Source organism: Micromonospora sp. NPDC049044 (assembly GCF_040649215.1).
GTDB lineage: Bacteria > Actinomycetota > Actinomycetes > Mycobacteriales > Micromonosporaceae > Micromonospora.
The window spans coordinates 118,318-143,019 of the sequence record NZ_JBEZFA010000002.1; the positions used below are offsets into that span (position 1 = coordinate 118,318).

The window sequence follows — 24,702 nt, forward strand, 5'->3', positions numbered from 1 at the left end:
GGGCTGGCTTGCATATGCAGAAGTCAGCACGCCCCAGTGAAGCACCTGACTAATCGCAATGCAAGTCAGATAGGCTGGGTGACATGGAGGACCTACGGGAAGACCGCGACTCCTGGTCGAGCGAGAACTGCTCGGTGGCCCGGGCGATGGACATCGTGGGCAGCAGGTCGACGGTCCTGATCATGCGCGAGGCCCTGCTCGGCACGCGCCGCTTCGACGACTTCGTCCGCCGGGTCGGCGTCGGTGAACCCGCAATGGCCGCCCGACTCAAGGACATGCTCGCCGCCGGCCTACTCGAACGCATCCCGTACCGGGAGCCCGGGCAGCGCACCCGCCACGAGTACCAACTCACCCGCAAAGGCCGCGAACTCCTGCCGGTCATCACCGCCCTGCGCAACTGGGGCGACACCTGGGCCGCCGACGACGCCGGCCCATCCGTCGTCGCCACCCACCACGACTGCGGCGAGCCGGTCCGCGCGGTACTCCGCTGCGCCGCCGGCCACGAGATCACGGACGGCGACATCGACATCGCCGCCGGCCCGGGCATCATCCGACGCGCCTGACGGCCGAGCCGGCCGGGCACGGGAGCCGCCGGGCGCGCGGGGCCGCCGGGCGCGCGGGCCGCCGGGGCGGGCTCGATCCGAGGCGACCGGCAGGCGGGCGGGCTCATTCCTCGCGGCGGCCGGGCAGGCGGGCCGCCGGGCCGGGCGTCATTCCTCGCAAATCGGCATGCGGGCCGCCAACCTGAGGTCCCGATGGCACCAGCACAGCACCACTTATCAATCGATTTTGATCGCTAAAACTGTCGTACACCTGTTCTAGTCTCTGGTCATGGTTGAGGAGTTGGCGCGGGCAGACGACGCCGTCGCCGTCTGCGTCGACGACGCCGCCTGGGCCCTCGCCGACGATGAGCTGATCGCGGCGCTCGACGCCGCACACCGCCTGGCGCAACGCCTCGCCGCCGTCACGCTCGCCCTGGTTCGCGAGATCGACGGTCGGGGCACCGCCCGCGCGCAGGGCGCGTCCAGCACAGCGGTCTGGCTGCGCGAACGACTCCGGCTCACCGTTCCCGCCGCCCGCCGGCTCGTCGACCTCGCCGCCGCCCTGGAAAGCGGCAATCCTGGGGTACGCGCCGCTCTGGCCAACGGGGACATCACCCTCGACCAGGCCCGGGTCATCGCCGACACCGTCACCACCGTGCACACGGCCGCCGGCGCGGAGGCCGCCGACAAGGCCGTCGGTGTGCTCACCGAGTGGGCCGGCCAGTTCGACAGCACCCTCCTGCGCAAACTCGGCACCCGCATCCTCGACCACGTCGCACCCGAGGCCGCCGACGCCGCCGCTCGGGCAGCACTGGAAGCCGAAGCCCGCCAAGCGACCCGCGACCGTCACCTCACCCTCTCCGAACTGTCCGACGGGCGGCTCCGACTCACCGGCACCCTCGACACCGAAACCGCCGGCCTGCTCCGCGCCGCCATCGACCCGCTGACCGCCCCGTCCGGTCCAGACGACAGACGCTCCCCCGGGCAACGCCGCCACGACGCACTCGCCGACCTGTGCCGACTCAGCCTGCGCACCGGCGACCTACCCGAGCACGGCGGCGATCCCGCGCAGATCGTCGTCACCACCAGCTACGACATGCTCGCGAGACAACTCGACGCCGGCACCCTCGACACCGGGCTGCGGCTCACCCCGGAGACGGTGCGTCGGCTCGCCTGCGACGCCGCGATCCTGCCCGCCATCCTCGGCAGCGCCGGCCAGGTCCTCGACGTCGGAAGACAACGCCGCCTCATCACCGGCCCACTCCGACGCGCACTCGTCCTCCGCGACCGCGGCTGCGCCTTCCCCGGCTGCGACCGCCCACCCCGCTGGTGCGACGCCCACCACATCCGACACTGGGCCGACGGCGGCGACACCAGCCTGGCCAACGCCGTCCTGCTCTGCGGCCACCACCACCGACACCTCCACCACAGCGACTGGACCGTCCGCTTGGCCGGCGACGGTCAGCCCGAATTCATCCCACCGGCCTGGCTCGACCCCGAACAACTCCCCCGCCGCAACCACTACCACCGGCGGACATAGACACGACCTACCGACGCTGAACCCACCTTCGCCACGCAGTCGGTTCCAGGCAGGTCTCCACGTCGCTGGGCCGGGGTGCTCGATGACCCGCGCGCGCTCGGCGGGACCACCACGGTGGCGCGACCGCACAGGCCGGCGCCGGGTGTGAGCCCGGCCCGCCGCGGGCCACGTCCCTACCCACAGCCACCCACCCCCGTGACGGCCGACCACCTTCGGAGACGACCACCCGCGGGGAGTGCCACCCGCGCGGGGAAGGCCATTCGCGGGGAGAGCCACCACGGAGACGACCACCCGCGGGGAAGGCCACCCCGGAGACGGCCACCCGCGGGGAGGGCCACCGCGGGGAGGGCCACCCCGGGGAGGGCCACCCCGGGGAGGGCCACCCCGGGGAGGGCCACCCCGGGGAGGGCCACCCCGGGGAGGGTCAGGATGTCGCGGGCCGGCGTCATGGGCTTCCTGGGCGGCGAGCCGCCTCCCGCCATGCGCGGACCAGCGCCGGTACGCCGGAGTAACGCTCGGCAGGGGCCGCCCTGGTCGCCCGGTCCACGACGCGACGCTTGTCGTCGTTGCCCCGCCAGCCCGCGGGCGAGTCAAGCAGGTGGCGCAGGGTGCGGCCGAGCAGGTGCACGGTGGTCCGCTCGTCGATCACCGCGCCCCGGACGAACTCCTCCGGCGCCATGTAGCGCCGCGAGCCGGGCAGCCGTTCGGCGTCGAGCACAAAGGGTCCGGGGCGGTACTCGTCCAGGTCGATCAACCGCATCCGTGCGGCGGAGAAGTCGTACAGGAAGCAGCCGTCGTAGAGGTCGACCGCGACGAGGCCGGCGGCGCTGACGGCGAGATGAGCGTCGAGGATCGCGTCGAGGGCCGCCTCGACCTGCGGCAACGGCAGTTGCTGGAACCGGGAGAGCCCGGTCCGGTCCGCACCATGCACGGTGGCGTGGTTCAACACGTCGCCGTCGTACCAGGGGTAGACGAGCGTTGGCCCGGCCGGTCCGTCGACCGTCCGGATTGGACGGACGATCGTGCGGTGGCTGACTGCGGCGTGCACCGCGCGGGCTCGGTCGAGGGAGGCTCTGCCCTCGGCCGTGATGGCCGTCTTGACGAGCCACCGCCGGCCCGCCTGCTCGACCCCGTAGGAGAGGCAGCCGGAGTCCTGTTCGTCGAAGACCACGAAGGCCGTCTCGATCGCCGGCACCGAAAACCGCTGAAATGACATCGACACCCCCGAGTCGGCGTCGTCCAAATGACGCGCAAAGTACCCCTTGTGTTACGAGCCTGTTTCCAAGATGACAGCCAGGTTACGAGTGCTTCTCGATGATCGGTGCCGAACCTAGGTTTCGGCCACCGTCATCAGTCGTGGCGGCCGGCACCGAACGTGGAGGCAACGACGTGCCACAACCGAACACACATCGGACCGGACGGGTCAGGCGCGGGGTCAGCATGCTGGCCGCCGTGGCACTGACCACGGCCGGCCTGACCAGCCTGCCCGGCAGCGCCACCGCGGCGCCGACAAGCAGTGGACCGACCGCCCGCTACCTGGTCCAGCTCGACGAGGAGCCGCTGGCCACGTACACCGGCGGGGTGCCCGGGATCGCGGCGACCAAGCCGACCGTCGGCGCCAAGCTGAACCGCACGTCGGGCAGCGCCAAGGCGTACCGCGACCACCTGCGGCAGCAGCGCACGTCAGTCTTGGACCGTGTCGGTGTGCCGGCCGACCGCACCCGCGTCACGATGGAGACCGCGTTCAACGGCTTCGCCGCCGACCTGACCGGGCCGCAGGCCGCCCGGCTGCGCGCCACCCGCGGGGTGCGGGCGGTCTACGAGAGCCACCAGGTGCACGCGACCACCTCACACACTCCGGACTACCTGGGCCTGACCGGCAAGGGTGGGGTGTGGCAGAACGAGTTCCGCGGCGACTCCCACGCGGGCGAGGGCGTCATCGTCGGGGTCATCGACAGTGGTTACTGGCCGGAGAGCGCGAGCTTCGCGCCGCTGCCCAGCCCGCGCCCGGACCAGGCAGTCATCGACGCCAAGTGGAAGGGCACCTGCGACGTCGGCATCGAAGCGCCGGTCACCTGCAACAACAAGGTGATCGGCGCCCGCTGGTACAACGACAGCGGCATCGCCGACACGTTCCCGGACGACTACTCCTCGCCGCGTGACCGCAACGGCCACGGCACCCACACCGCCAGCACCGCGGCCGGCCTGCACGGCGTCCGGGCGACCTCGGGCACCCAGGACCTGGGCCTGATCTCCGGAATGGCGCCGGCCGCGCGCCTGGCGATCTACAAGGCGCTGTACGACAACGGGGCGGGCGGCGCGACAGGTACCGACATCGACATCGTGCACGCCATCGACGACGCGGTCGCCGACGGCGTGGACGTGATCAACTATTCGATCGGTGACGACACCGAGCAGTTCGGGGCAGTCGACGCCACGTTCTTCAACGCCGCCGCCGCTGGGGTGTTCGTCGCCGCCGCCGCCGGCAACTCCGGCCCCTTCGCCAACACCGTCGACAACTCGACGCCGTGGCTTACCACTGTGGCCGCGAGCACCACCGACCGGCAGAACACCCGGCAGCTCAACCTCGGCGACGGCACCACGATCGCCGGTGTGGGCATGGGCGAGACCGGTGTCGGGCCGGCCCCGCTGGTCTTCGCGAAGGACAGCGCGCTCGACCCGGACGGGGCCTACGGCGCCGGCCTCTGCGCCGACGACACACTCGACCCCGCCAAGGTCAAGGGCGCTATCGTGCTCTGCCTGCGCGGCGAGATCCCGCGTACCGACAAGAGCATCGAGGTGGCCCGGGCCGGCGGCGTCGGCATGGTGCTGTACAACGAGGAGCTGAACTCCCTCAACGCCGACGTGCAGACCGTGCCGACAGTGCACATCAACGAGGTCGACCTGGCCACTGTCAGCGCGTACGTCGCGAAGGGCAACGCCACGGCGACCATCTCGCCAAGCAGGCTGGAGACCGTCGAGGCACCCGCGGTCGCCGCGTTCTCCTCGGCCGGCCCGTCCAACCTGAACGCCGGTGAGCTGCTCAAGCCGGACATCAGCGCGCCCGGCCAGGACATCGTCGCGGCGTTCTCGCCGTCCATCGGCGGCAACGACTTCGCCCTGGAGTCGGGCACCTCGATGGCCGCGCCACACATCGCCGGCATCGCCGCGCTGCTGCTGGCCAAGCACCCCGGCTGGTCGCCGGCGGCGGTCCGCTCGGCGCTCATGACAAGCGCCGTGGACAAGACCGACAAGGGCAACCCGATCAAGATCGGCACGTACGACGCCACCCCGCTGAACTACGGCGCCGGTCAGGTGAAGCCGGGCAGCGCCTTCGACCCGGGCCTGGTCTACGACTCCAACCAGCAGGACTGGATCAAGTACCTGTGCGGGGTGTCGGCCGACCGGGGCGGCGACTACGGGCTCGGTGACCTGGACGGCTGCGACACCATCGGCGCGATCGACACCGCGCAGCTCAACTACCCGTCGATCTCGCTGGGCCGGATGGTCGGCAAGCAGAGCGTGACCCGCACGGTCACCAACGTCAGCGACAAGACCAGCACCTACACGTCGTCGGTGCAGGCCCCGCCGGGCTACCAGGTCACTGTCACCCCGAAGAAGTTGCAGATCCGTCCGGGCCAGAGCGCCCGCTTCACCGTCGAGGTCACCAACACCGGCGGGGCGTTCGACACCTGGGCCGACGGCTCGCTGACCTGGCGCGACCAGTTCACGCACGAGGTACGCAGCCCACTGGTCGTGCGCAACTCGGGGCTGGTCGCGCCCGACGCCATCACCGGCACGGGCACCTCCGGCAGCGTCCGGATCGCCGCCGAGGTCGGTTACAAGGGTCAGCTGATCTCCCAGCTCTCCGGCCTGACCGCGGGCACCAGCACCGCGGTCACCCTGACGGGCGAGGGGCCGAGCTGGGACTGGAGCACGTCGAACAACCTGCCGGTGCCGCTGCCCGCGGCCATCAGCAAGACCACCCTGCACGTACCGGCCGGCACCCGCAGCCCGGAGATCCACGTGACATCGGCACGACCCACCTGCTCCCACATCGACTGGGAGGACGAGGAGGGCGTGATGGAGTGCACCGAGTTCAGCCTCAACGTCTACGACACGTCCGGGAAGTTCGTCACGGCCACGGCCAGCACCCGGATCGGCGCCAAGGTCAGCCTGCCGGACGGCGCCGGCGACTACATAGTGGTCGTCGAGCAGGAGTTCACCGAGAACATCAAGGACGAAGCCAACGCGTACACCATCACCAGCTACCTGCCGGGAGCGCCGGGCACCTCGACCGGCCGGTTCACCATCGACCCGAAGCAGCGCAGCGTGCAGCCGGGCGCGACGGCGAACCTGACAGTGCGCTGGTCCGGCCTCGCGGCGGGTCAGCGCTACGTCGGGCTGGTCGAGTTCCGCAACGGTGACGGCTCGCTGAAGACCGTGCCGGTCACCATCCAGTCCTGACCCTCTCCCCCAACCCGGCGGATCGGCGTGTGACCCAGGTCACCGCCGGTCCGCCGGCCCATTGTCCCGCCGGACGGAGGTGATCTGCTCGCCCCACGGTGATCGACGGCGGCGAGGACACGACACGGGGCGGCGGGAGCCCAACTCCCGTCCGCCCCGAACGTCTGCGTGGACCCGTGGAGTTCGTCGGACGAGCGGCGGAGTTGGCCCAGTTGCGTCGGCTCGCCGCAGCCCCACCGTGCCTGATCCTGCTGGAGGGCGAGCCCGGGATCGGCAAGAGCCGCCTGGTCACCGAGTTGCTCACCGAACTTCCCGGTCACCACCTGGTCGGCGAGTGCGACGACGTGCCGGAGCCCTTCCCGCTCGGCGTACTGCTCGACGCGATCCGGGGCAGCGCCAACCGACTCGGCACCCTCAGCCCGGTGGCTGGCGCCCTCGCGCCGCTGCTGCCCGAACTGGCCGACGTGCTGCCCGACCCGCCACCCCCGCTTACCGACCCGGCAGCCGAGCGGCACCGGCTGCTCCGAGCCGTCGGGGCGGTGCTCGCCGCGTTGAGCCCCGCCACGCTGCTCCTTGAGGACCTGCACTGGGCCGACCCGGCGACCTGTGAATTCCTCGCCTACCTGAGCACCCACCCGGTCGACGGGTTGGCGGTCGTGCTGACCACCCGCACGGTGACGGCCGGCGGCAGCACCCCGATCCACGACGCCCTGGCCCGAACTCCACCGTGGAGCGTCACGCGGGTCGCGCTCGGTCCGCTGGACACCAGCGACGTACGCCGGCTCGCCGCCCGGACCCTGCGGCTCGACGACCCGCCGCAACAGTTGGTCGCCACCCTGCTCGACCGCACCGCCGGCATCCCGTTCGTCGTCGAGGAGGTACTGCGGACGCTCGCGGAGCGGGGCGGCGACCCGTTGGCGGACGACAGCGTCCCGTTCGTCCTGCGGGACGTGCTGCTCTGGCGGTTGCGGGCGCTCGACGAGGCGACCCGGGAGGTGCTCGGCGCCGCCGCCGTACTCGGGTTGGCACCGGACCAGCGCATCCTCGCCGCGGTGCTCAGCCTGGACCGGGTGGCGGTCGGCACGGCACTGACCGCGGCCCACCGGGCCGGCCTGCTGCACGACGCCGGGGACGGCCTGCGGTTCCGCCACGACCTGGCCCGGCAGGTGGTGTACGACCTGGTGCCCCGGGAGAGCCGGGAGTGGCTGCACCTACGCGTCGCCCGGGTGCTGGAGCAGGAGTTGCCCCGGCCGGTCGCCCAACTCGCCCACCACTACCATCGGGCCGGCAGCGGCGCGGACTTCGTCCGCAACGCCGAGGCGGCCGCCGACCTGGCCACCGAGCGTGGCGACGACGCGACAGCCGCCAGCTTCCTGCTCCAGACCATGGACGTCGCCGAACTGCCTCGACCGGTACGGGTACGGCTCGCCGCCAAGCTGGGCCGGTATGCCATCGACGGGCTCAGCCAGGCCGAGGCGATCCCGGTGCTGGAGCGGCTGCTCGCCGACCGACGACTGCCGCCCGGAGCCCGCGGTGAGCTGGGTCTGGTCCTCGGCCGGATGCTGCGTCAGCAGGGTGAGGCGCTGCGCGGGTACACCGAGATCGAACGGGCCGTGCCGTACCTGCGCGCACCCCGACGCAAGGCGCCGGCACTCGCGGTGTTGGCGGCCCCCGACACCGTCGTCGGCCGGCACGTCGACGACCACCTGGCCCGCTGCGCGGAGGCGGAGAGCGCCGCTGCGGCCAGCGGGGACCCGGGGGCGCACCTCGCGGTCCGGATCGCCCGGGCCTCGCTGCTGCTGGAGCTGGGCGACCCGGCCGCCTGGGCGATCATCGGGGAGTTGCGGGCCTCCGCCGAGTTGGCCGACCGGCCGCGGGAGCACGCTCGGGCCTGCCTGAACTGGGCGCAGGGCGCGTTGCACGCCGGGCATCCGGAGCAGGCCGAGGCGCTCCTGGCGGCGGGTCGGACGCTCGTCGACGAGACCGGGTACGAGCGGCTGACCGCCCTGGTGGATGCGACCGAACTGTCGCTTGACCGGGCCGCCGGCCGGCTGGACGGTCTCGTCGAGCGGCTCACCCGTCTTGTCGCAGGCGCGGCGCGAATGCCGGTCACCCTGCTCGACGCGCGGGCCGAACTGGCCACCGTGCTGGCCCGCACCGCGAACAAGGACGACGAGGAACGGCGGGCGGAAGAGGCGCTGCGGGAGGTGGTGGCCGACGCTCGGCGGGTCGGCGCGATCTGGCCGCTGGTGCAGGCGCTCTCGGCGCTGGCCCGGCTGACCCTGGCCGGACGGCCGGGCGAGGCGGTCGGGCATGCGACGGAGGCGCTGTCGCTGGTGCGCGGCAAGGGCATCCTGGCGTGGGCCGCCGAGGCGGTGCTGGTGCTGGCGGAGGCTGCCGCCACGGCGGGGGCACCGGAGTGGGCTGCGGCGGCGGTGACCGAACTGGAGGCCGGGATCGCCGGCCGGGACGCCCCACTCGCCGTGGCCACCCTGCGTCGGTGCCGCGAAATCCTGCCGGCCTGAGACCGTCCGGCCGGTTGTCGGGCCCGCCGCAGGGTGGTGGGGCTCCGGCCTCAGTCGCGGGTCAACACGATGAGGTCGGCGTCGTGGGTCGGACTCCACTGCACCGGCAGGCCCACCGTGGCGAGGTGGCTGCCGGAGTAGTGGCGGTCGCCGTCGGAGTAACGAGCCGCCGGGTCGAGGCCGCGCAGCGGCAGCCGCACCGGGCGCGACGGCAGCAGGCCGGTGCCGTCGAGCCGGCCGGTGTGCCAGGCCAGGACGACCAGCCTCTGCTCGTCGGGGGCGGTGTACTGCACCGCGCAGCGGGCCTGGTCGGGGCCACCGATCAGGTGCACCTCGCCGTGTGTGACGACGTCCCGGATCTCCTTGTAGCGGGCGATCCAGCCGGCCGCCTCGACCCGCTCCGCAGGGGTCCACGCGCGGATGTCCGCACCGATGCCGAGCACACCTGCCATCGCGAGGACGAACCGGAACGCCAGCGAGCGGGGGCGCGTGTCGAACAGGCCGGGGGCGTCGGTCACCCAGGAGCTGAGCAGGTGCGGGGCGTTGGCGTGCAGGAAGCCGTACTGGATGGCCAGCCGGTCGAGTGGGCCGGTGTTGTCGCTGGGCCAGAAGACGTCGGCGCGGGCGGCCATCGCCAGGTCGGTCCGCGCGCCACCGCCGGCGCAGGCCTCGATCAGCACGCCGGGGTGGTCCCGGCGCAGCTGCTCGTAGATCCGGTGCAGGTTGGCGACGTGCGCACCGTCCAGGTCGAGCGGGGCGACCCCACCGGGCCGACCCGGCTCGGTACGCGGCCTGTTGAAGTCCCACTTCAGGTAGTCGATGTCGTACCGGCGCAGCAGACCGTCCACTGTGGCGTGCACGAACTCGGCGACCTCCGGCCGGCCCAGGTCGAGCAGGTACTGGTTGCGCACCGGGGTGAGCGGTCGGCCGTCGACGGCGTAGACCCAGTCCGGGTGCTCGGCATAGAGGGTCGACTTGGGGTTGACGCACTCCGGCTCGACCCAGAGCCCGAAGTTCAGCCCGAGCGCGCGGACGTCGGCGATGAACGCGTCGAACCCGGCCGGGAACTTCGCCGGATCGGGCGTCCAGTCACCCAGCCCGGCGGTGTCGTCGTTACGGCCGACGAACCAGCCGTCGTCCACCACGAACGTCTCCACGCCCAACTCGGCGGCGACCCGGGCGAGCGCGAGCTGGCTCTGTGCCTCGACCGCGAAGTAGGTGGCCTCCCACGAGTTGTAGAGCACCGGGCGCGGGGTGAGCCGGTCGGCGGCCAACAACCGCTGGTGGGTGTGCCAGACCCGGGCCAGCCCGTCCAGGCCGTCCGGGCTGTACGCGCCGGTGACCACCGGCAGGGTCAGCGACTCACCGGGGGCCAGGTCAAGCGGGCCGTCGACCAACTGCCGGCCGGCCCGGACCCGGGTCAGCCCACCGGTGTCCCGCTCCGCGCTGATCTCCCACGAGCCGGTCCAGGCCAACCCCATCCCCCAGGCCGCGCCGGCCGGGTCCGCGGTGTCCCGCACGGCCAGCCAGGGCACGTGCAGATGCCCGGGTACGCCCTGGGAGCTGCCGATGCTGAACGTGCCGTGGTCCAGCTCGACGTGGGCGAGTTGGAACTCCTGCGCCCACTGCCCCCACTGGTGGCTGAGCAACGCGCCGTGCGGCGTGGGTACGCAGAATCCGCCCGAGAAGGCCCGGAGCACCCGCAGGACGCCGGTGCCGTCGTTTGTCAGCTCCACCCAGCGCTGCACCACGTCGGTGCCGACCGGCACCCGGTAGTGCACCGTGGCGCGCAGCCCGGTCACCGGGTCGGCGAACTCGACGGCCAGCTCCCGCTGGTCGGCGTCGACCCGCTCACCGGTGTGGGCGAAGCCGACCCGGCGCTGCCCGTTGGCGGTCTCCACCACCAGGTCGGCGCCGGTGAACGGGCGGTCGGCGTCGGTGGCGTACTCGATGGGGGCGGCGTCGCCGGCGGTGAGGAACGGCACCGGGCCGTCGTAGGCCACCGGCGACGGCCCGTCCGAGACGCCGTGCGGGCCCCACGCGACAAGCTCCAGCCAGCGACCGTGCGCGGGCATTGTCACCGTGTACTCGGTGTTCGTGCCGCGCAGCGTCCAGCGCCGCCCGGTCGCGGCGGTCACTTGACCGCTCCGAGCGCCAGACCGGACACGAAGTGCCGCTGGAAGCGCAGGAAGACCGCGACAGTGGGGACTGCCGCGATGACAGTGCCGGCGGCGATGACGTTCCAGGACGAGACGAACTGCCCCTGCAGGGCGAGCAGCGCCGGAGTGACGGGCATGTTGTCGTCGGTACGCAGCACGGTGATCGCCCAGAGCAGGTCGTTGAAGATCCAGGTGAAGGACAACGCACCGAGGGCGGCGAGCGCGGGGCGGGTCAGCGGCAGCATCACCTTCGTGAAGATCTGCGCTGTGCCGGCGCCGTCGATGGTGGCCGCCTCCTGGATCTCGTTCGGCAGGTCCCGCATGAAGCCGTGCAGGACGAAGGTGTAGAAACCCAGCCCGAAGCCGACCTGCACCGTGATCAGCGCCCAGAGCGTGTCGTACATGCCGGTCAGCTCGCTGAACTTGGCCACCGGGATGAGCAGGATCTGTGGTGGCAGCAGGTTGCCGGCGAGCATCAGCAGCAGGATGGTGCGTCGGCCGGGGATCCGGAACCGGCTCAGCGCGAACGCGGCCATCGCCGCGAGCCCGAGGCTCAACACCACCGACGGGATGGTGACGAGCATGCTGTTGATCAGGGCGCGCAGCTCACCGCCGTCGGTCCACGCCTGCCGGTACGTGTCCACTGTGAACGACCGGGGCAGGCTGCCCACCCCGTGCGCGGCGATGTCGTCGAACGACCGGGTGGACATCACCACCACCCAGAGCACCGGCCCGAGCCAGAGCACTGACAGCAGGATCATGCCGGTGTGGAAGGCCCCGGTACGGAGCTTGTTCATCAGGCTTCCTCCCGGAACGCGCGGACCAGGTAGCCGAGGATGACGGCCAGCGCGAGCACGAAGATCACGACGGCGATCGCTGAGGCGTAGCCCAGCCGCAGGCTCTGGAACGCTGTCGAGTACATGTAGGTGCTGAGCAGCTCCGACGAGTGGTACGGGCCGCCCTTGGTGAGCGACCAGACGATGTCGAAGGAGCGCAGCGAGTCGATGACGATGACCGACAACACGACGGCGTTGACCCCCTTGAGCTGGGGAATGGTGACGTGCCGCAGCCGTTGCCAGGAGTTGGCGCCGTCCATCCGGGCCGCCTCGTGCAGCGCCGGGTCGATGGCCTTCAGGCCGGCCAGGAACAGCACCATCACGTAGCCGATCTGCCGCCACAGGGCGGGCAGGATCACCGCGTACAGGGCGGTCTGCGGGTCCGCGAGCCAGGGCCGGATCAGGCTCTCCAGGCCGACCGCCCGCAGCAACGTGTCGGCGATGCCGTCGGGCTGGTAGAACACCCGCCAGACCAGCGCCGTCACCACGAGCGAGAACACCACAGGGGTGAACAGCGCGGCCCGGTAGAAGCCGACCCCGCGCCGCTCCTTCTGCAGGACCAGCGCCATCCCGAAGCCGCCGAGCACGGAGAGGCCACCGAAGAGCACCAGCCAGATCACCGTGTTGACGAGCGCACCGCGGAAGGTGGCGTCACCGGCCAGCTCGACGTAGTTGTCGGTGCCGACGAAGGCCGGCGACGACATGCCGTCCCAGCGGGTGAGCGAGAACCAGAAACCCTGCAGCGCCGGCCAGAACACCCAGATGCTCTCGACCGCGAACGGCACCAGGACGAACGCCACAAGCAGCGGCGACAGTCGAGCCGACCGTCGCCGCCGCGTGGGGGTGACCGAAGTCGTGGAGATCGTTGCTGTCACGTCAGCCCTTGAAGACCTTCTCGGCGCCGGCCTGCCACTCCCGCAGGATCGCGTCGATCTGGTCCGGCTTGTCGATGAACTTGGTGAGCGCGGTGTCCGCTGTCGGCTGGAGTGCGTCGCTGGAGTCGCGGTTGAAGAACTGGGTCAGCTCCTTGGCCTCGTCCAGCATCGCCTTGCCCTTGGCGACAAGCGGCGAGTCGGACGCCTTGGCCTTCGGGTTGGCCGGCAGCACGATGCCGGAGCTGGCCTTGACGTACGCCTCCTGCGCCTCGACCCCGGCCAGGTAGGTGAGCAGGGCCTTGGTGCCGGTCGGGTTGGCGGTCTTCGCGCTGGCGAAGAAGCCGTCCGTCGGCGCCTCCTCGGCCAGCGGGACCGCCGGGTCGATGATCGGGAACCGGAAGAAGTCCAGGTCACCGAGGGCGTCCTTGGGCGCGGCGTCGGCGAAGAACGTGCCGATCAGGAACATGCCGGTCTTGCCGGCCAGCAACGCGGTGGTGGCCTCCTGGAACGGGTACGCCTTGCCCTTCGGGTCGAAGTAGGGCAGGGCCTCGCGCCAGCGGGTGAAGACCGCCTTGACCTTCGGGTCGTCGAAGCGCTGCTTGCCGGCGAGCAGCTCGCGGTGGAACGGCGCGCCGTTGATCCGGATGTTGAGGTAGTCGAACCAGGCCGAGGCGATCCACGGGGTGTCGCCGAGACCGATGCCGATCGGCGGGATGCCCTTGCTCTTCAGCGTCTCGCACAGCGCCAGGAAGTCGGTCCAGGTCTTCGGCTCCTGCACGCCCCACTTGGCGAAGTTGGACTTGCGGTAGAAAAAGCCCCACCAGTAGTTGTTCATCGGCACGAAGACCTGCTTGCCGCTGGTATCGGTGGAGAGCGTGCGCAGCGACTGCGGGTAGTCGCCGAGCGACTTCCACACGTCGGAGACGTCGAGCAGCAGGTTCTTGCTGGCGTAGTCGTTGGCGACCGAGCCCGCGTACCAGGTGTAGAGGTCCGGCGGGTTGGCCGAGGTCAGGTAGGTCGGGAGCTGGGTCCGGAAGGTCTCCGAGGCGATCGTGTTGAGGCTCGCCGTGCCCTTGCCCTGCGCGTTGAACGTCTCGATCAGCTTCTCCATCGCGACCTTGGCCTGCGGCGAGGAGAGGTTGGACTGGATGGTGACCGCGCCTGAACCGCCGCCCGTCGTCGGCCCGCTTGCGGAGCTGGCGCACGCGCTGAGGAACGAGCTGGCGCCGAGTGCACCCAGGCCGGCCAGCCCTAGGTGACCAAGGAATCGCCGGCGACCGGGGTCGAAGTCGCTCACGGAGGTATCCCTTCCTCTACGACACGCAGCGTCACCGCGCAGTGTGTCGTCCATGTGAATGCTGTGCCGAGAAGGTTGCATCGGACGTCGCCGACTGTCAAGATATCTTCGTAATTAATGATTAGATGAGATCAAGGCGAAGGTCAGGTGGATCAGCTTATGCGTCGGCTTGAAGGCAGAAACGCGCTGGTCACCGGTGCAATGGGCGGGATCGGCGCCGCCACGGCCCGGCGGCTCGCCGCCGAGGGCGCAGCGGTCGCGCTCCTCGATGTGCACGACCCGACCCCGCTGGCCGACGAACTGAAAGCTCACGGCGCACAAGCACTGTCCGTAGTGGCAGACGTCAGCGACGAGAGCGACTGGGCGGCTGCGGTGTCGGCCGCCCGCGACCGTCTCGGTCCGATCGACATCCTGGTGAGCACCGCGTACGCCGTGCGGGTCGCCCCGGCCCACGAGACCAGTCGACAGTCCTGGGACCAGCAACTCGGCGTCAGCCTCACCGGCTCCTTCCTCGGCGTCCGCGCCTGCCTCGACGACCTGCGGGCCCGCTCCGGCGCGGTGGTGCTGATCTCCTCCGTACACGCGCTCGTCGGGTTGCCCGGCCGCCCCGCCTACGCCGCGGCCAAGGGCGGCCTGGTCGCGCTCGGCCGCCAACTCGCCGTGGAGTACGGCCCGCAGGTGCGGGTCAACACGGTGCTGCCCGGCCCGATCCTCACCGCCGCCTGGGCCGACGTGTCCGAAGAGGACCGCGAGCGTAGCGTCGCCGAGACGGTGGCGAAACGCTTCGGCACCCCGGACGAGGTGGCCGCGACCGTCGCCTTCCTCGCCTCGCCGGACGCCGCCTACATCACCGGCGCGAGCCTGGTGGTGGACGGTGGCTGGACAGCGGTGAAAGCCTCGGCCTGAGAGATCGATCCGACAAGCGAAAAGGCCACGAGCATTGGCACAGTACGCACGCCGCGGCGTCCACGGGCAGACCGTCGAAGCGATCGCCCGACGCATCCTCACCGGTGAGATCCCTGCCGACGCGACACTGAACATCGTCGCCCTGCAGGAGGAGTTCGACGTCAGCCTGACCGCGCTCCGCGAGGCGCTGAAGGTCCTCTCCGCCAAGGGCCTCGTCGACGCCCGGCAGAAGCGCGGCACCTTCGTCCGACCCCGCGCCGACTGGAACCTGCTCGACGGCGACGTGATCCGCTGGCAGTTCGCCGAGGGCCCCGACGAACGACTGCTCGAAAAGCTGCACGAGGTGCGCGCGATCATCGAACCGGCCGCCGCCCGGCTGGCCGCCACCCGGGCGACCGAGGACGACCTGGCCGCCCTGGACCGGGCACTCGACGAGATGGCCGAGGCCAACGGTGACCCGGCCGCCGCCGTCGCCGCCGACCTCGCCTTCCACCGCGCGCTGCTCACCGCCACGCACAACGAGCTGCTGGAACGGATGGAGGTGGTGATGGAGACCGGGCTCGCCGAACGGGACCGCCTGGTGCACGGCGGCGCCGCGCACGACGATCCGGTGCCCAGCCACCGGGCCGTCGTCGACGCGCTGCGCGAGCGGAACGAGACAGCGGCCGAGACCGCCATGCGTGAGTTGCTGGACAAGGCCGTCCGCGACGTCGAGAAGGCACGGGGACGAAGGGGCAGTCAGTGAAGATCGAGCGCATCGAGACCTTCCTGGTCGCGCCACGGTGGTTGTTCTGCCGGGTGGAGACCGACGACGGGCTGGTCGGCTGGGGTGAACCGGTGGTGGAGGGGCGCGCCGAGGTGGTGCGCAGTGCCGTCGAGGTGCTCGCCGAATACCTGATCGGCGCCGATCCGCTGCGCATCGAGCAGCACTGGCAGGTGCTCACCAAGGGCGGCTTCTACCGGGGCGGCCCGATCCTCTCCAGCGCGGTCGCCGGCCTCGACCAGGCACTCTGGGACATCGCCGGGCAGGCGTACGGCGCACCTGTGCATGCGCTGCTCGGCGGACCGGTACGCGACAAGGTGCGGATCTACTCCTGGATCGGCGGGGACGAGCCCGACGAGGTAGCCGACGCCGCCGCCGCGCAGGTCGCCGCCGGGCTCACCGGGGTGAAGATGAACGCCTGCGGACGGCTCTCCCCCATCCCCACCTCCGCCGAGCTGGACGAGATCGTCGGTCGGGTCGCCGCCGCCCGCGAGGTCCTCGGCCCCGACCGGGACATCGCACTCGACTTCCACGGCCGGGCCGGGCTGGCCGCGGTCCGCCGGATCCTGCCCGAACTGACCGCCCTGCACCCGTTCTTCGTGGAGGAGCCGGTCCTGCCCGACCAGGCCCACCACCTGCGCGACATCGTCGCCAGCACACCGATCCCGGTGGCCACCGGGGAACGGCTCTACGGCCGCGGCGAGTTCCTCGGCCCGTTGCAGGCCGGAGTCGCAGTGGTGCAGCCGGACCTGTCGCACGCCGGCGGGATCTCCGAGGTCCGCCGGATCGCCGCGCTGGCCGAGACGTACGGCGCGCTGCTCGCCCCGCACTGCCCGCTCGGCCCGATCTCGCTGGCAGCCAGCCTCCAGGTGGCCTTCGCGACGCCGAACTTCCTGATCCAGGAGCAGAGCATCGGCATCCACTACAACGTGGGTTCCGAGTTGCTCGACTACCTGGTCGACCCGGAGCCGTTCCGGTTCGTGGACGGGCACATCGCCCGCCTCGACCGGCCCGGCCTGGGCATCACGGTGGACGAGACGGCCGTCCGCAAGGCCGCCCAGACACCGCACACCTGGCGCAACCCGGTCTGGCAACACGCCGACGGATCGTTCGCGGAATGGTGACCGGCGCGACGCAGGTCCCGCTGCGCGTGGAGTACGACGCGGCGCACGGCGGCCGGTGGACCAGCCTGCGCGGCGGCGGGCGACAGTGGCTGTGGCGGGGCCCGCAGCAGGGCCGCCACGGGGTACGCCCCGACGACGCGTTCGTCGACGCCGGTGGCCTGGAGGAGTGCCTGCCCACGGTGCGCGGCGAGCCCGACCACGGCGAGGTGTGGTCACGCCCCTGGCGCAGCGCCGGGCCCGGCACTCTGGTCATCCAGCGCCCGACGTTCGTGCTGACCCGCCGGATCACCGACTCCGGCGGCGTGGTGGTGGCCGACTACCGGCTGGCCGCCGACCCGGGTCACCGGTTCGTCTGGGCCGCGCACGCCCTGCTCGGCCTCTCCCCCGAGGCCCGCCTCGACGCGCCCGCCGGCACGCCGACCCGGCTGCACCCGGAGGCCGCCGCGCTCCTGCCGCCGGGCACCTGGCCCACCGACGCCCCCTGGCTCACCGGGGCGTGGCCGGCCCCCGCCGGGCTGACGCTCGACACGTTCGGCCCGGACGACGGCACCGCGCTCGGCGCGGTACTGCTCGATTGCCCCCGCGTCCAGGTGGTCGACGAGTCCGACCGGCTGACAGTGGAGCTGGAGTGCGACGGCCAGCCCCGCAGCACCGCGCTCTGGCGCAACCTGGGCGGCTGGCCGGAGGACTGCCCCTACCGCAGCATCGGCGTCGAACCGATGCTCGGCGCGGCCTTCGACCTGGCCGACGCCGGCCCCGCCGACGCGGCGGTCGTACCCGCCACCGGTGAGATCACCTGGCGACTCACCATCTCCGCCCACCGCACCCACTGAGGACACCCGCGATGAACCTGCTCGACGAGCTGCGTACCCACCGGTTGCTGGCCATCGTGCGCGGCCCGGACCCGGCCGCCGCGCTCGCCGCCGTACTCACCCTTGCCGAGAGCGGCGTCGCACTGGTCGAGGTCTCGCTCACCAGCGCCGACGCGCTCGACGTCATCCGACGTGCCCGGGCCGCCCTCGGGCCGGACTACGGCCTGGGAGCGGGCACCGTGCTCAGCGCCGAGGACGCCCGCGCGGCGGCCGACGCGGGCGCCGGTTTCCTGGTCACCCCGGCGCTCGCGCCGAGCCTCGCCGAGGGTGGCCGGCTCGGGTTGCCGGTCCTCGCCGGTGCGCTCACCCCCACCGAGATGGTGCAGGCCATCAGCGGCGGGGCCGCCGCGATCAAGCTCTTCCCGGCCTCCCTCGGTGGGCCCGACTATCTGGGCGCGCTGCGCGACCCGTTCCCCGGCACCGCGTTCGTACCGGTCGGCGGGGTCGACGCGGCCGGCGCGCGACACTACCTGGACCGGGGCGCGATCGCGGTGGGCGTCGGCTCCCCGCTGCTCGGTGACGCCGTCCGGGGCGGCGACCTGTCGGCGCTACGTGAGCGCGCTGCGACATTCCGCACGGCGGTCCAGCGGTGATCGACCTGCTCACGCTCGGCGAGACGATGGCGGCCTTCCGCAGCAGCGGCCCGCTGCGGCTGGGCGGCACCGCCGGGATCTCCGTCGCCGGGGCCGAGTCGACTGTGGCGATCGGCCTGGCCCGGCTCGGTCACCGGGCCGCCTGGATCGGGGTCACCGGCGCCGACGAGCCCGGTGCGCTGGTCCGCCGTACGCTGCGCGCCGAGGGCGTCGACCTGACCTGGTCCCGGATCGACCCGAGTGCGCCCACCGGGCTGATCCTCTTCGAGAACCGGGTCGCCGACATCAATCGGGTGACCTACCACCGCGCGGGTTCCGCCGGCTCCCGGCTCGGCCCGGCCGATGTGACCCGGGCCTTCGACGCACCTGGGTCGCCGCCCCGGCTGCTGCACGTCACAGGCATCACCTGCGCGCTCGGCGTCGAGCCGTACCAGTCGGTGCTGGCGGCCGTGCGCCGGGCCCGCGCGGCCGGCAGCACCGTCTGCCTCGACGTCAACCACCGGCAGCGGCTCTGGTCGGTCACCGAGGCCGCCGCCGCGCTGCGACCGCTGGTGCCCTCGATCGATCTGGTGGTCGCCTCCGACGACGAGTTGGCAGTGCTCACCGACGCCGCCGACCCGGTCGCGGCGCTGCTCTCGGCAGGGGTGACCGAGGTGGTCGTCAAGCACGGTGCCGGCGGGGCGAGCAGCCACCGGGCGACCGGCACGGTGCACCGTCCAGCCAGGACGGTGCCGGTGGTGGACACCGTCGGCGCCGGCGACGCGTTCGTGGCCGGACTGCTCTCCGGTTGGCTCGACGGCGTCGACGCGCCAGCCCGGCTGGACCGCGCGGTCACTACCGGCGCGTTCGCGGTGGCCACCCGAGGCGACTGGGAGGGCCTGCCCGAGCGGGCCGAGCTGACGCTGCTGGACCACGAGCCGGGCGGTACGGTCCGCTGACCGGGCAGTGGGCAGTCACAGCGGCGGGCCGCCCGCCGATCGTGCGACCGCCCACCGCCGCCCCCGCAGATCGTTTGGAGGAACACCATGGAGCTGACCGAACCGACAGTCTGGAGCACCGACCGGCTGGAGCTGGGCGAAGGACTGCGCTGGGTCGACGGGCGCCTGATCCTCGTCGACCTGCTGGCCGGACGGCTACTGGAAACCGACGGCGACGCCCCGGCCCCGCTGCGGGAGCTGCGCCGTCTCGACGTGCCGCTCGGCGCGGTCGCGCCGGTGGCCGGCCGACCCGGTGACTGGCTCGCCGCCGCCGGGACCGGCATCACCCTGCTGCCCGCGGGCGGCGACCCCCGACCGGTCGCCGACCTGGTCGGTGCCGCAGCCGAGCCGACCCGGATGAACGACGCGGTCGCCGACCCGCACGGCCGCTTCTGGGCCGGCAGCATGACGTACGCCGCGGTCCCCGGCGAGGGCGCGCTCTACCGGCTCACCCCGGGCGCGGCACCGGTGTCCGCGGTGACCGGGCTGACCATCCCGAACGGGCCGGCGTTCGACGCCACCGGCACCACCATGTACCTGGCCGACACGCCGCGTGGCGCGATCGAAAGGTTCACCGTCGACCCGGCCACCGGTGACCTGCACGATCGGGAGCCGTTCCTGCGTCTCACCCCCGACGACGGCGGTCCGGACGGAATGACAGTCGACGCGGAGGGCCACCTCTGGGTGGCGTTCTGGGGCGGCTCGGCGGTTCGTCGCTACCGGCCCGACGGCACAGTGGACCGGGAGATCCGGCTGCCGGCGAAGCAGCCCGCCGGCATCTGCCTGGGCGGCCCCGACCTGCGCCGGCTCTTCATCGGCACCGCCCGGGTGGGGCTGACCACGCCCGGCCCGGCGGACGGAGCACTGCTCGCGGTGGACGTCCCGGTACCCGGCCTACCCGCCGCCGGGGCCGCCGCACCGGTGGCCTGAGGCAACCCGAACGGTTCGCCGCCCCGACCTCGCTGGCCGCCTCCCGACGATGCTTCCTGCCCGCGGTGAGGCATACCGGACGCCCGGGCGGGAATAGCGGCACCGGAGTGGGACAACCGGCAGGAGGCGGATGGTGAGCACCATGGGACGGGCGTCATGAGCGGGCCGGTCGGCGACGAGCCGGTCGGCGAGTTGGAGTTGGTGCACACCTTCACCGGCCCGATGCCGACCGGGGTGAGCGTCTCGCACTCCGGTCGAATCTTCGTCAACTTCCCGAAATGGGGCGACGAGGTACCGGCCACCGTCGTCGAGCTGCGCGACGGCCGGGAGATGCCCTACCCCGACCAGGCGTGGAACGACCCGTCGGGCGACGACGACGCGGGCGCGTTCATCTCGGTGCAGAGCATCGTGGTGGATCCGGCCGACCGGCTCTGGGTGCTGGACACCGGCAGCCCCATGTTCCAGCCCACCAAGCCGGGCGGCCCGAAGCTGGTCCGGGTCGACCTGGAGACCGACACTGTCGCCCAGGTGATCACCTTCCCGGCGGACGTGGCGCTGCCGACGACGTACCTCAACGACGTCCGCTTCGACCTGCGTCGCGGTGAGGCGGGGGTCGCGTACATCACCGATTCGGCTCTCTCCGGGCCGAACGGGATCATCGTGGTGGACCTGGCCAGCGGGGCGTCCTGGCGGCGGCTGCACGACCACCCGTCCACCAAGGCGGAGCCGTTGACGTCGTTCCGGCCGGTGGTCGAGGGTCGACCGTTCCTCGAACGGCCGGCGGACGGGCCGCCGAAGCCGGTGGCGATGGGCTCCGACGGCATCGCGATCTCCGCCGACGGCAGCCGGCTCTACTACTGCCCGTTGACGTCCCGACGCTGGTACAGCGTCTCCACCGAGGCGTTGGCCGACCCGGGCGTCACCCAGGAGGCGGCCGCCGCGACGGTGGTGGACGAGGGCGACAAGGGCACCGCGTCGGACGGGTTGGAGAGCGACGACGCGGGCCGGTTGTACATCACGTCGTACGAACACAACGCGGTGCTGCGCCGACTGCCGGACGGCGAGTACGAGACGCTGGTCCACGATCCGCGCCTGCTCTGGCCGGACACCATGTCGGTGACCACCGACGGGTACCTCTACGTCACCGCCAACCAACTGCACCGGCAACCGCAGTACCAGGGGGGCCAGGACCTGCGGCGCAAGCCGTACGCGCTGTTCCGCACCCGCATCGACGCCGGCCCGGTGCTGCTGCGCCGCTGACATGGATCTGGCGATCATGGAGTTGTGGTGCCCGGTTAGGAATGCTTTTGAGTGTTTTGTTGCCCACCACAACTCCATGATCGGCAAAGCAGGCGCTCAGCTGACGGGCAGGGTGCGGTCCAGGAGGTCGAACAGGGCGGCCCAGTGACGCTCGGTGGCCTTCTCGTCGTACGCCGGGGTGTCGGCCATGGTGAAACCGTGGTGGGCGCCCTCGTGCACCTCGGAGCGGTAGCGCACCCCGGCGGCGTCGAGCGCCTTCTCCAGCGTGGCGATCTGCTCGGGCGTCATCGACTGGTCGGCGTCGGCGTGCCCGAAGTACAGCTCGCCGGTGATCGAGCCGACGCCCAGGTGCGGGCTGTCCGGCGCGTCGGTGACGAGCCAGCCGCCGTGGAAGCTCGCCAGCGCGGCGATCCGGTCCGGGTACGCCTCGATGGCCCGCAGCCCGTTCGTGCCGCCCATGCAGTAACCGGTGATCGCGACCGGGCCCGGCCGGACGTCGTCGCGGGCCGCCAGGAAGTCGAGGTAGGCGGCGGTGTCCCGGTTGATCACGTCGGGGGTCAACACGCCGACCAACGGCATGATTTTCTCGAAGAGCGCGGCGCGCTGGTCGGCCTCGCCGAGTCGGGACAGGTCGAACAGTGGTGCCCGGCCGGCCCGGTAGAACAGGTGGGGAGTCAGCACCAGGTAGCCGCGCTCGGCGATCCGCTCCGCCATCTCCACCAGGCGCGGGCGCGGCCCGAAGGCGTCCATGAAGATCAGCACCGCCGGGAACGGGCCGTCGCCGTCCGGTCGGGTCAGGGACGCGTCAGCGATCCCGTCGTCGGTCGGAATGTCCACCGTCGTCGTCTGCACCACGCCTCCTCGTACGCCGATCTTGGTCTGTCCCGAACGTTACTCGCCGTGTCGGCGGGCCCGGCCGGCAGCCGCGTGAACGCGGCGTCAAAAATCGGCGACGGCCTGTCGGAACGGCGTATCGGCGGGCGCTCCGGCGTCGTCCGGTGGTCACGATCGGTCAGGCGCGGACGAAGCGCACCGCGTCGGCTATGACGTGGCCGTCGGTGTCCTCGGTACGGATCAACACGCTCCCCTCGGTGCCCGCCGTGAACGGGTAGGTGCCCAACGCCACCCACTGGCCCCCGGACTGCCGCTGGTCGACGGTCCGGGTGGCCAGCCCGCCGGAGTACGCGATGTCCACCGGCACGTTGCTCGCCCGGTTGGGGTCCGCGGTCCAGCGCAGCTGCACGGTCCACGACCCGGAGGCAGGCAGTGTCGGGCGGAACCGCAGCCGGTTGACGCCCTTTGCGGTGTTGCCGTCGTGCTCGTAGTCCGGGCCGTAGTAGCCACCGATGCTGGTGCTGCGCAGCCACGTCCCGGCCCGGGTGATCCCGTTGGCCGCCGCGTTGTCCAGGATCACCTCGCTGGTCGAGCCCCATTCCAGTACCGCGCCGTCCTGCCGCAGCCGGGCCTGGAGGGTGGACACGGGCACCTCCTGCACGGCGAGGTTCCCGGCGAGGGCCAGCGACGCGGCGGTGGCCGCCGCCTGCCCGAGGATCATGAACACCGGTTCCATCCGGATCGAGCCGTACGCGATGTGACTCGCCGAGAGGCAGACCGGCACCAGCAGGTTGGCGCACTGCGTCTGGTGCGGGACGATCGCCCGGTAGCTGACCGGGTACGGCTGCGGCACCCCGATCTGCACGTCCCCCTCGTTGCGCACCTTCCCGTCGACGACCACCCGTTGACAGTTGTGCGAGTCCATCGTGTAGCTGGCCAGCCCCACCGAGTCGGCGGCCCGTACCCGGCCCCGGCAGTCGGCCTCGGTCACCACGTACGCGGACACCATCCGGCGGGCCTCCCGGATGTAGAGCAACGGCGGCCAACCACCGGTGCTGGTGAACTCGTCGACCGGCAGCCCCCACCGGGCGGTCGAGTCACGCACCGACGCCGGCAGCCGGGGATCGTTGGCCAGGAACCACATCAGCCCCTGCTGGTACGTGCGGTGCTCGGCGATGATGCTCTCCCGTACCGCCCAACTCGCCGTCGGGTACGCGTGGTTGAAGCCGATGTGGTCGGTGGAGACCGCGCCGTTGTTGTTGGAGTCGGTCTTGCCGCCGCCGATCGAGTGGGTGGTGAAGTACGGCCCCGCGTAACCGGCCTGGATGTGGCGTAGCAACAGCTCGTACCGGATCGGGTCGTAGCCGGACGGCCTGCCGAACGGGATCCGGTTGGCCGCCTGGGTGAGGCACATCCGGAAGCAGTACGCCTGGATCCGGTCGTCGGCGCTGCCGCGCGGGGCGAGTGGCGTGGCGGAGATGCCCGGCAGCAGGCCGCTGGCGGGCGAGCCGGCCGTCACGTACGGGTCGACGGGGTAGACGAACTGGTGGGTGTTGCCGGACTGCACCCCGTTTATCGTCTCGCCGTAGGTGTCGTTGGACTCCCGCCCGACGGTGAACCCCACCCCGGCCATGGCCAGCAGGTCGCCCTCGTAGCTGGCGTCGACGAACACCCCGCCGGAGTAGATCGAGCCGTCCTCGGTGCGCAGCTCGGTGATCCGGTTGCCGCTGCGGCCGAGGCCGGACAGCCGCGCGCCGACGACCACGGGGACGCCCGCCTCGGCGAGCATCTCGGCGAAGACGGCTGCGGCGACGTGCGGTTCGAAGGTCATCCGCAGCGGCGAGGTAGGCGTGAGGGTCCCGCCGTGGTACTTCACGTACACCCGGCGGTAGAACTCGGCGGCGAGACCGCCGATGGACGCCTGGACGCCGGTGTCGGTGGCGCCCAGCCCGGCGGTGCTCAGCCCGCCGACGTGGCTGGTGGGCTCCACCACCACTGCGGTGCGGCCGAGCCGGCGCATGGTGATCGCGGCGGCCAGCCCGCCGGAGGTGGCGCCGTAGACGACCAGGTCGGCGGTGGTGACGGCGGCCCGGGCGGGGCCGGCGCGGAACGGGTCGGTGAGACCGGCCAGGACGAGGCCGGCACCGCCGGCGGTCAACAGGCGGCGGCGGGACAGGGGCACTGACACGGCGGGCTCCATCA

The 24,702-nt window shown here is 72.0% G+C and carries 19 protein-coding genes; 12 read left to right on the top strand and 7 right to left on the bottom strand.

The window, feature by feature from the left end:
• Nucleotides 1-83: 83 nt before the first annotated feature.
• Both AB0B85_RS02105 and AB0B85_RS02110 read left to right on the top strand, forming a co-directional pair.
• Nucleotides 84-563, top strand: coding sequence for a helix-turn-helix domain-containing protein (locus AB0B85_RS02105; RefSeq protein ID WP_357402590.1), 480 nt, complete (start codon nucleotides 84-86; stop codon nucleotides 561-563).
• A gap of 268 nt (nucleotides 564-831) precedes the next feature.
• Complete coding sequence (locus AB0B85_RS02110) at nucleotides 832-2,082, top strand: DUF222 domain-containing protein (protein WP_357402592.1); 1,251 nt, start codon at nucleotides 832-834, stop codon at nucleotides 2,080-2,082.
• Nucleotides 2,083-2,527: 445 nt separating this feature from the next.
• Here AB0B85_RS02110 and AB0B85_RS02115 read toward each other — a convergent pair whose 3' ends face one another.
• Nucleotides 2,528-3,298: a serine/threonine protein kinase gene (locus AB0B85_RS02115; RefSeq protein WP_357402594.1), complete on the bottom strand. Its 771-nt coding sequence runs from the start codon at nucleotides 3,296-3,298 to the stop codon at nucleotides 2,528-2,530.
• 236 nt (nucleotides 3,299-3,534) lie between these two features.
• Between AB0B85_RS02115 and AB0B85_RS02120 the strand changes: the two genes are divergently transcribed.
• Together AB0B85_RS02120 and AB0B85_RS02125 are read left to right on the top strand one after the other, a co-directional pair.
• Nucleotides 3,535-6,549 (top strand): S8 family serine peptidase, encoded by a 3,015-nt coding sequence (locus tag AB0B85_RS02120; protein ID WP_357402596.1) that lies wholly within the window; start codon nucleotides 3,535-3,537, stop codon nucleotides 6,547-6,549.
• Nucleotides 6,550-6,725: 176 nt separating this feature from the next.
• Nucleotides 6,726-9,074: an AAA family ATPase gene (locus AB0B85_RS02125; protein ID WP_357402598.1), complete on the top strand. Its 2,349-nt coding sequence runs from the start codon at nucleotides 6,726-6,728 to the stop codon at nucleotides 9,072-9,074.
• A 50-nt stretch (nucleotides 9,075-9,124) separates the two neighbouring features.
• On the opposite strand, the gene AB0B85_RS02130 is transcribed toward AB0B85_RS02125, so the two are convergent.
• From AB0B85_RS02130 to AB0B85_RS02145, 4 genes are read right to left on the bottom strand one after another with little or no spacing between them, the layout of a single operon-like run.
• Nucleotides 9,125-11,212 (bottom strand): alpha-galactosidase, encoded by a 2,088-nt coding sequence (locus tag AB0B85_RS02130; RefSeq protein ID WP_357402599.1) that lies wholly within the window; start codon nucleotides 11,210-11,212, stop codon nucleotides 9,125-9,127.
• Entirely contained in the window at nucleotides 11,209-12,030 is an 822-nt protein-coding gene (locus tag AB0B85_RS02135; RefSeq protein WP_357402601.1) for a carbohydrate ABC transporter permease, read from the bottom strand. The genes AB0B85_RS02130 and AB0B85_RS02135 overlap by 4 nt, the downstream gene beginning before the upstream one ends.
• Nucleotides 12,030-12,944 carry a sugar ABC transporter permease gene (locus AB0B85_RS02140; protein WP_357402603.1) on the bottom strand — a complete coding sequence of 305 codons (915 nt, stop codon included), beginning with the start codon at nucleotides 12,942-12,944 and terminating at the stop codon, nucleotides 12,030-12,032. Before AB0B85_RS02140 ends, AB0B85_RS02135 begins: the two co-directional genes overlap by 1 nt.
• A gap of 1 nt (nucleotide 12,945) precedes the next feature.
• Nucleotides 12,946-14,241, bottom strand: coding sequence for an extracellular solute-binding protein (locus AB0B85_RS02145; protein ID WP_357402605.1), 1,296 nt, complete (start codon nucleotides 14,239-14,241; stop codon nucleotides 12,946-12,948).
• Between the two features lie 159 nt (nucleotides 14,242-14,400).
• On the opposite strand from AB0B85_RS02145, the gene AB0B85_RS02150 reads away from it, so the two are divergent.
• The 8 genes from AB0B85_RS02150 (at nucleotide 14,401) to AB0B85_RS02185 (ending at nucleotide 21,666) form a co-directional block, all read left to right on the top strand.
• Nucleotides 14,401-15,147, top strand: a complete 747-nt coding sequence (locus tag AB0B85_RS02150; RefSeq protein WP_357402607.1) for an SDR family oxidoreductase — start codon at nucleotides 14,401-14,403, stop codon at nucleotides 15,145-15,147.
• Between the two features lie 34 nt (nucleotides 15,148-15,181).
• A complete protein-coding gene (locus AB0B85_RS02155) occupies nucleotides 15,182-15,892 on the top strand; it encodes an FCD domain-containing protein (protein ID WP_357402609.1) in 711 nt (236 codons plus the stop codon).
• Complete coding sequence (dgoD, locus tag AB0B85_RS02160) at nucleotides 15,889-17,034, top strand: galactonate dehydratase (RefSeq protein ID WP_357402611.1); 1,146 nt, start codon at nucleotides 15,889-15,891, stop codon at nucleotides 17,032-17,034. Before AB0B85_RS02155 ends, dgoD begins: the two co-directional genes overlap by 4 nt.
• Nucleotides 17,028-17,867, top strand: a complete 840-nt coding sequence (locus AB0B85_RS02165) for a hypothetical protein (protein ID WP_357402613.1) — start codon at nucleotides 17,028-17,030, stop codon at nucleotides 17,865-17,867. Before dgoD ends, AB0B85_RS02165 begins: the two co-directional genes overlap by 7 nt.
• A gap of 11 nt (nucleotides 17,868-17,878) precedes the next feature.
• Entirely contained in the window at nucleotides 17,879-18,499 is a 621-nt protein-coding gene (locus tag AB0B85_RS02170) for a bifunctional 4-hydroxy-2-oxoglutarate aldolase/2-dehydro-3-deoxy-phosphogluconate aldolase (protein WP_357402615.1), read from the top strand.
• Nucleotides 18,496-19,437 (top strand): sugar kinase, encoded by a 942-nt coding sequence (locus AB0B85_RS02175; RefSeq protein WP_357402617.1) that lies wholly within the window; start codon nucleotides 18,496-18,498, stop codon nucleotides 19,435-19,437. The genes AB0B85_RS02170 and AB0B85_RS02175 overlap by 4 nt, the downstream gene beginning before the upstream one ends.
• Before the next feature lie 87 nt (nucleotides 19,438-19,524).
• Nucleotides 19,525-20,406 carry an SMP-30/gluconolactonase/LRE family protein gene (locus tag AB0B85_RS02180; RefSeq protein ID WP_357402619.1) on the top strand — a complete coding sequence of 294 codons (882 nt, stop codon included), beginning with the start codon at nucleotides 19,525-19,527 and terminating at the stop codon, nucleotides 20,404-20,406.
• 156 nt (nucleotides 20,407-20,562) lie between these two features.
• Nucleotides 20,563-21,666, top strand: a complete 1,104-nt coding sequence (locus AB0B85_RS02185) for an L-dopachrome tautomerase-related protein (RefSeq protein ID WP_357402621.1) — start codon at nucleotides 20,563-20,565, stop codon at nucleotides 21,664-21,666.
• Nucleotides 21,667-21,762: 96 nt separating this feature from the next.
• Here AB0B85_RS02185 and AB0B85_RS02190 read toward each other — a convergent pair whose 3' ends face one another.
• Together AB0B85_RS02190 and AB0B85_RS02195 are read right to left on the bottom strand one after the other, a co-directional pair.
• The gene (locus tag AB0B85_RS02190; RefSeq protein ID WP_357402623.1) at nucleotides 21,763-22,518 is read right to left on the bottom strand and encodes a dienelactone hydrolase family protein; all 756 of its coding nucleotides are present in this window, start codon (nucleotides 22,516-22,518) and stop codon (nucleotides 21,763-21,765) included.
• Between the two features lie 160 nt (nucleotides 22,519-22,678).
• Entirely contained in the window at nucleotides 22,679-24,688 is a 2,010-nt protein-coding gene (locus AB0B85_RS02195) for an FAD-dependent oxidoreductase (RefSeq protein ID WP_357402625.1), read from the bottom strand.
• Nucleotides 24,689-24,702 lie beyond the last annotated feature (14 nt).